The organism is Limisphaera ngatamarikiensis (genome assembly GCF_011044775.1).
GTDB classification, from domain to species: Bacteria; Verrucomicrobiota; Verrucomicrobiia; order Limisphaerales; family Limisphaeraceae; genus Limisphaera; species Limisphaera ngatamarikiensis.
The window spans coordinates 159,417-165,755 of sequence record NZ_JAAKYA010000042.1 but is presented as its reverse complement, the minus strand read 5'-3'; the positions used below and the strand labels follow the sequence as shown (position 1 = coordinate 165,755).

The window sequence follows — 6,339 nt, the reverse complement described above, 5'->3', positions numbered from 1 at the left end:
GGTCAGCTGGCTGGACTGGTGGCACCAGTGGCAAGCGCGCTGGTGGCGGGCCGGGGCGGCGGAAGCGGCGGTGCCCTCCGGCTAAACTGGAGCCAACGGCACGAACCCCGCGCGCGCCGACCGCCCCTGGCGGCCAGGGCGGAGCGTGCCCGCATTTGGGAAAAAACCACCCTGGCACGGCCCTGCGGCCCTTCCGGCGCCCGGACGACCCCTCCCCGATGGGCCCCAGAGCCCTCCCAGATCTCGTTTAGAGACTCCTCCGATTCGAAAACATCGTTTGCACCCCCGCCCCAATTGCTGGCTAAGGATTCAGGCTGTTCAGGGTGTCGCTGATTTTCCTTTGCGTGGGACCGGGGGTTTGCGCTATCCGGTGGGATCGTGCAAAGGCTAGGGATCACGACGTTGGTTGCGCTGGTGGCCTTGTTGTGGGCCGGGGTCGGTTGGGGGGCGGTTTACCGGTTGACGGATGGCACCACCGTGGAGGGGGATCCGGTTTCGCCCAATGAGCGTGGCGTGGTAATCCGGGGTCCGGGCGGGCAATACTCCAGCCGCATCGCCTGGGACCGGTTTACCCAGGAAAGCCTTCGAGAACTGGCCAAGGACAAGAAGCTGGCCCAGTTCGTGGAAATTTACATCATCGAAGAAGACCAGTCCGAGGAGCAGGCCCGGCCACCGTTGCCCAAGCCCCGGCCCGTGGAAGGGAGGCTGTCCAGGCCCGAGAACCCGGCTTTTTGGGCCGGGCTTGCCGGATCCTCGATTGGATTACTGATCCTTTTCGGGTTGTACGCGGCCAACTTGTATTCGGCCTACGAGATCGCCGTGTACCGTGCCCGGCCGCTGGCCATGGTTGTAGGATTGGCGGCGATTGTTCCGGTGATCCCGCAGATCATTTTCCTCGCCCTACCCACGCGGATTCCCAAGGAGGAGGAGCAGGTTGGTGCCGCGGCGGAGGTGGCTGCGGGAGCGGGTGCGGCCGCACCGGTTGTCGGCGCGGGGCTGCATCTGGCCCAAGAAACCCCCGCACCGGCTGCGACCAAACCGGCCGAGCCCACCATATTCAAGCGTGGCGAATACGCCTTCAACCGCCGCTTCTTCGAGACGCGCTTCAGTTCCTTCTTTGGCATGGTCCGGCGGGACAAAAGCCAGGTGATGATTCTGAAAACCGCGAAACAGCAATACGTGGTCAATCGCATCACCCGTATTACGGCGACGGACATGCACGTGGAGGTGCAGAAGGGGGCGGCGGTGGAGGAGATCCCCGTTTCGTTCACCGAGATTGTGGAGGTGGAGCTTCGTCCGGCCGGTGGACGCTAAGGGCTCGCGGATCCGGTTGTCCCGGGCGCCCTCTCGGTGAAGCTGGTTGGCTTGTCAAAATTCCATTGGGAGGGGAAATGCCGGGGGCGGCTGTTTGTCCGAGCTTTCGCCAACCCGGGGGACCCGTCGAGAATGATGCTTGAGACGGCTGGGAGGGCGTTTCGGGGGCTTGTGTGGAGGGATGCATGAGGGTGGGATGACGGGGACCCTGGATCATCCGGGGCTGTGGGCCCGGGAAGCGGTCAAGGCCGTGGCGAATTTGTCCAACAAACCGGTTGCAGGCGAGGGTTTTTCGTATTAAATACGCACGACCCGCCGACGTACGGAGTGTCGGAACGGGCTGGAAGTGTACCGAATGAGCGCTGGAGACATGTCGCAGGAACATCATGGTTCGCAGGCGGTTCGCCCACCCGGGTACCCGCAGGCACAGGGTCTTTACGATCCACGTTTCGAACACGAAGCGTGCGGGGTCGGGTTTGTTGTCCATGTCAAGGGTAAGAAATCCCACAACATTGTCACGGACGCGCTGACCATTCTGGAAAACCTGCGGCATCGGGGCGCCTGCGGCTGCGAAAACAACACCGGCGACGGCGCGGGCATCCTGTTGCAAATGCCCCATGAATTTCTGCAGCAGGCCTGTGACGAAGTGGGCTTGCGATTGCCGGGGGAAAAGCAGTACGGCTGTGGCCTGGTGTTCCTGCCGCCCAACCGGGAGGATCGCCAGCGGTGTGAAGCCGCCTTTGTCCGCGTGGTGGAGGAGGAGGGATTGGAGTTCCTGGGTTGGCGAGATGTCCCGACCAATAATGGGAACCTCGGGGCCACGGCGCGGGCGTCTGAGCCTTACATGCGCCAGGTCTTCATCGGGCGGCCGTCGGCGTTGAAGGATGACCAGGCGTTCGAGCGCAAGCTCTACGTGGTTCGGCGGGTGGCGGAGAAGAGGATCCGTTACGGCGGTGAACCGTGGGGGCGGTGGTTTTACGTCTGCTCTCTTTCACATCGCACCCTGGTGTACAAGGGGATGCTGACGGCGGAGCAGCTCCGAACCTATTTCCCGGAGCTGAGCGATCCGTCCATGTCCAGTGCCCTGGCGCTGGTTCACTCCCGGTTCAGCACCAACACGTTTCCGAGTTGGGATCGGGCGCATCCGTACCGTTACATCGCTCACAACGGCGAGATCAATACGCTCCGGGGCAACATCAACTGGCTGCATGCCCGTGAGGCGCTGTTCCGGTCGCAGGTTTTCGGCGATGATTTGCGCAAGGTCCTGCCGGTGATTGCGCCGGACGGTAGCGACTCCGCCATGTTCGACAACTGCCTGGAGCTGTTGGTGTTGGCCGGGCGGAGCCTGCCCCATGCGGTGATGATGATGATCCCGGAGCCCTGGCAGCACGACCCCTTCATGAGCCCGGAGAAGCGGGCTTTCTACGAGTTCCACCGCTTCCTGATGGAACCGTGGGACGGACCGGCCTCGGTTTCCTTCACCGATGGCATCCGCATTGGGGCCGTTCTGGACCGCAACGGCTTGCGGCCCTCGCGATACTACGTGACCAAGGACGACCTGGTGATCCTGGCTTCCGAGGTGGGGGTGCTGGATGTGCCGGCCGAGAGGATTGAGTACAAGGGCCGGCTCCAGCCGGGCCGCATGTTGCTGGTGGACACGGAGCAAGGTCGGATCGTGGCGGATGAGGAACTCAAGCATTCCATTGCCACGGAAAAGCCCTATCGCGAGTGGCTGGACCGATACGTGCTTCAACTGGATGACCTGCCGGAGGCACCCGCCCCGGCGCGGCCACCCGAGCCCGAGCTGGTACGGTTGCAACGCGCGTTCGGTTACACCTTTGAGGACGAGCGCATGATTCTGGTGCCCATGGCCACCGATGGCGTCGAACCCGTTGGTTCCATGGGCAATGACACGCCGCTGGCGGTGCTGTCCAACAAACCCCAGCTGCTCTACAACTACTTCAAGCAGCTATTTGCCCAGGTCACCAACCCGCCGATCGACTACCTGCGGGAGGCCATTGTGACCTCAACGGAAACGGCCCTCGGCCGGGAGGGCAACCTGCTGGAGCCCACCCCCGAGAGCTGCCGTTTCATCAAGTTGGAAGGGCCCATCCTCACCAACGAGGAGCTGGCGCAGATCAAGAATGTGCAGCGCCCGGGCTTCCGCGCGGTGACAATCCCGATTCTCTTTCCCGCGGCCGAAGGGGCCCGGGGATTGGAACAGGCGCTGGAAGATCTATACCGCAAGGCCGACGAGGCCATTCTTGACGGTGCCAACACTCTCATCCTGTCCGATCGCGGCCTCAACGCCGAATGGGCGCCCATCCCGGCGCTGCTGGCCATCTCGGGGCTGCATCACCACCTGATCCGGCAGGGCCGGCGCACCCTGTGCAGTCTGGTACTGGAATCCGGCGAACCCCGGGAGGTGCATCATTTTGCGCTGCTGGTGGGCTACGGGGCCAGCGCCATCAACCCGTACCTGGCCCTGGACACTCTGGACAAGCTCCTGGACGCCGGGCTGCTCCAGGTGGACCGGGAGAAGGCGCGGAAGAACTACGTGAAGGCGGTCGTCAAGGGGATCCTCAAGGTCGCCTCCAAGATGGGGATCTCCACGCTCCAGAGCTATCGCGGCGCGCAGATCTTCGAGGCCATCGGATTGAACCGCAAGTTCGTGGACAAGTACTTCACCTGGACCCCGTCGCGGATTGAGGGGATCGGTCTGGAGGAGGTGGCGCGTGAGACGCTCCTCCGGCATCAGGCCGCGTTTGTGGACCGGGGGGACGGTACGATGGCCCTGGATCCGGGCGGGCAGTATCAGTGGCGTGCGGACGGTGAATTCCACCTGTTCAACCCCGTCACGATTCACAAACTCCAGCAGGCCGTGCGCAACAACGACTACCAGGCCTTCAAGGAGTATTCGCGCGCGGTGGACGAACAGGCACGGAACCTCTGCACGTTGCGCGGGTTGTTTGAACTCAAATTCGCGCCCAAGCCCATTCCGCTCGAGGAGGTCGAACCCATCGAGAGCATCATGCGCCGGTTCAAGTCGGGCGCCATGAGCTACGGTTCGATCAGCAAGGAGGCCCATGAGACCCTGGCCATTGCCATGAACCGCATTGGCGGCAAGAGCAACACGGGCGAGGGCGGCGAGGATCCCGAGCGGTACAAACCGTTGCCCAACGGCGACTCGAAGAACAGTGCCATCAAGCAGGTCGCCTCCGGGCGGTTCGGCGTCACGAGCCTCTACCTGGTCAACGCGCAGGAGATCCAGATCAAGATGGCTCAGGGCGCCAAGCCCGGTGAGGGCGGCCAGTTGCCGGGGCACAAGGTGTATCCGTGGATTGCCAAGACCCGGCACTCCACCCCCGGGGTGGGACTGATTTCCCCGCCGCCGCACCATGACATCTACTCCATCGAGGATCTGGCACAGCTGATCCACGACCTGAAGAACGCCAATCACGAGGCCCGGATCAGTGTGAAACTGGTGGCCGAGGTGGGTGTGGGCACCATTGCCGCGGGCGTGGCCAAGGCTCATGCCGATGTGGTCCTCATCAGTGGACACGACGGCGGGACCGGTGCGTCGCCGCTGACCTCGATCAAGCATGCGGGCATTCCCTGGGAGCTCGGCCTGGCCGAGACGCACCAGACGCTGTTGCTGAACAACCTGCGCGGCCGGATTGCCGTGGAGGTGGACGGGCAGCTCAAAACCGGGCGGGACGTGGTGATCGCAGCCCTTCTCGGGGCCGAGGAGTTTGGGTTTGCCACCACCGCGCTGGTCTCGATGGGCTGCATCATGATGCGGGTCTGCCACAAAAACACCTGCCCGGTGGGCGTGGCCACCCAGGATCCCCGCTTGCGGGAGCACTTCATGGGCAAGCCGGAGCACGTGGTGAACTTCATGCGCTTCATCGCCATGGAAGTGCGCGAGCTCATGGCCAAGCTCGGCTTCCGCACCCTGAACAACATGATCGGGCGGACCGACAAACTGGACGTCAACCGTGCCATCGAACACTGGAAGGCCCGCGGGCTCGACTTCTCCAGCATCTTCTATCAGCCCGAGGTCTCGCCCTTTGTAAAGCGATTCTGCCAGGATCTGCAGGATCACGGACTGGATCAGACGATGGATCGGCAGATCCTGCTGCGGCTGTGTGAACCGGCTCTGGAACGGGGCGAGCCGGTCCGGGCCGTGCTGCCCATCCGAAACTGCCACCGGGTGGTGGGCACCATGCTCGGCAGCGAGGTCACCCGCCGCTATGGCGAGGCCGGTCTGCCGGAGGACACCATCCGCATTCATTTCAAGGGCTCGGCCGGGCAGAGTTTCGGCGCCTTCATGCCGCGGGGGATCACCTTCGAGCTGGAGGGGGACGCCAACGACTACTTTGGCAAGGGATTGTCCGGCGCCAAGTTGATCGTTCGGCCCCCGCGCGGGTCCACGTTTGCGCCCGAAGAGAACATCATCATCGGCAACGTGGCCCTCTACGGTGCCACCAGCGGGGAGGCCTACGTCTGTGGCGTGGCCGGCGAGCGATTCTGCGTCCGGAACTCGGGTGCCTGCGCCGTGGTGGAGGGTGTGGGCGACCACGGCTGCGAGTACATGACCGGCGGCCGCGTGGTGATCCTGGGACGGACGGGCAAGAATTTCGCCGCCGGGATGTCGGGCGGCATCGCCTATGTCCTGGACCTGGACGGGGATTTCCCGCGCCGGTGCAACCTCGACATGGTGATGCTGTGCCGGCTGGAAGAGGAGGAGGAGATTGCCGAGGTGCGCCGCATGATCGAGCGGCACGAGGAATACACCGGCAGCCGCCGGGCCGCCACGATCCTGGTATCGTGGAAGGATTATCTGCCGCGATTCGTCAAGGTCCTGCCCAAGGACTACGCCCGGGTTTTGGCCGCCATGCGCAAGGTGCGCGAAGCCGGGCTCAGCGGCGAGGAAGCCATCATGGCGGCATTCATCGAAAACACCAAGGACGCCGCCCGGATCGGTGGCGGTTGATGCTGGGGACCTGTCCCTCATTCTGAAGC

At 63.7% G+C, this 6,339-nt stretch carries 2 protein-coding genes; both read left to right on the top strand.

All coding sequences use genetic code 11. The features are described 5' to 3' along the window. Positions 1–378 precede the first annotated feature (378 nt). Positions 379–1,314, top strand: a complete 936-nt coding sequence (locus G4L39_RS06445) for a hypothetical protein (protein ID WP_165106811.1) — start codon at positions 379–381, stop codon at positions 1,312–1,314. Between the two features lie 370 nt (positions 1,315–1,684). Then, positions 1,685–6,310: a glutamate synthase large subunit gene (gene gltB, locus G4L39_RS06440; RefSeq protein WP_165106810.1), complete on the top strand. Its 4,626-nt coding sequence runs from the start codon at positions 1,685–1,687 to the stop codon at positions 6,308–6,310. Positions 6,311–6,339: the final 29 nt, after the last annotated feature.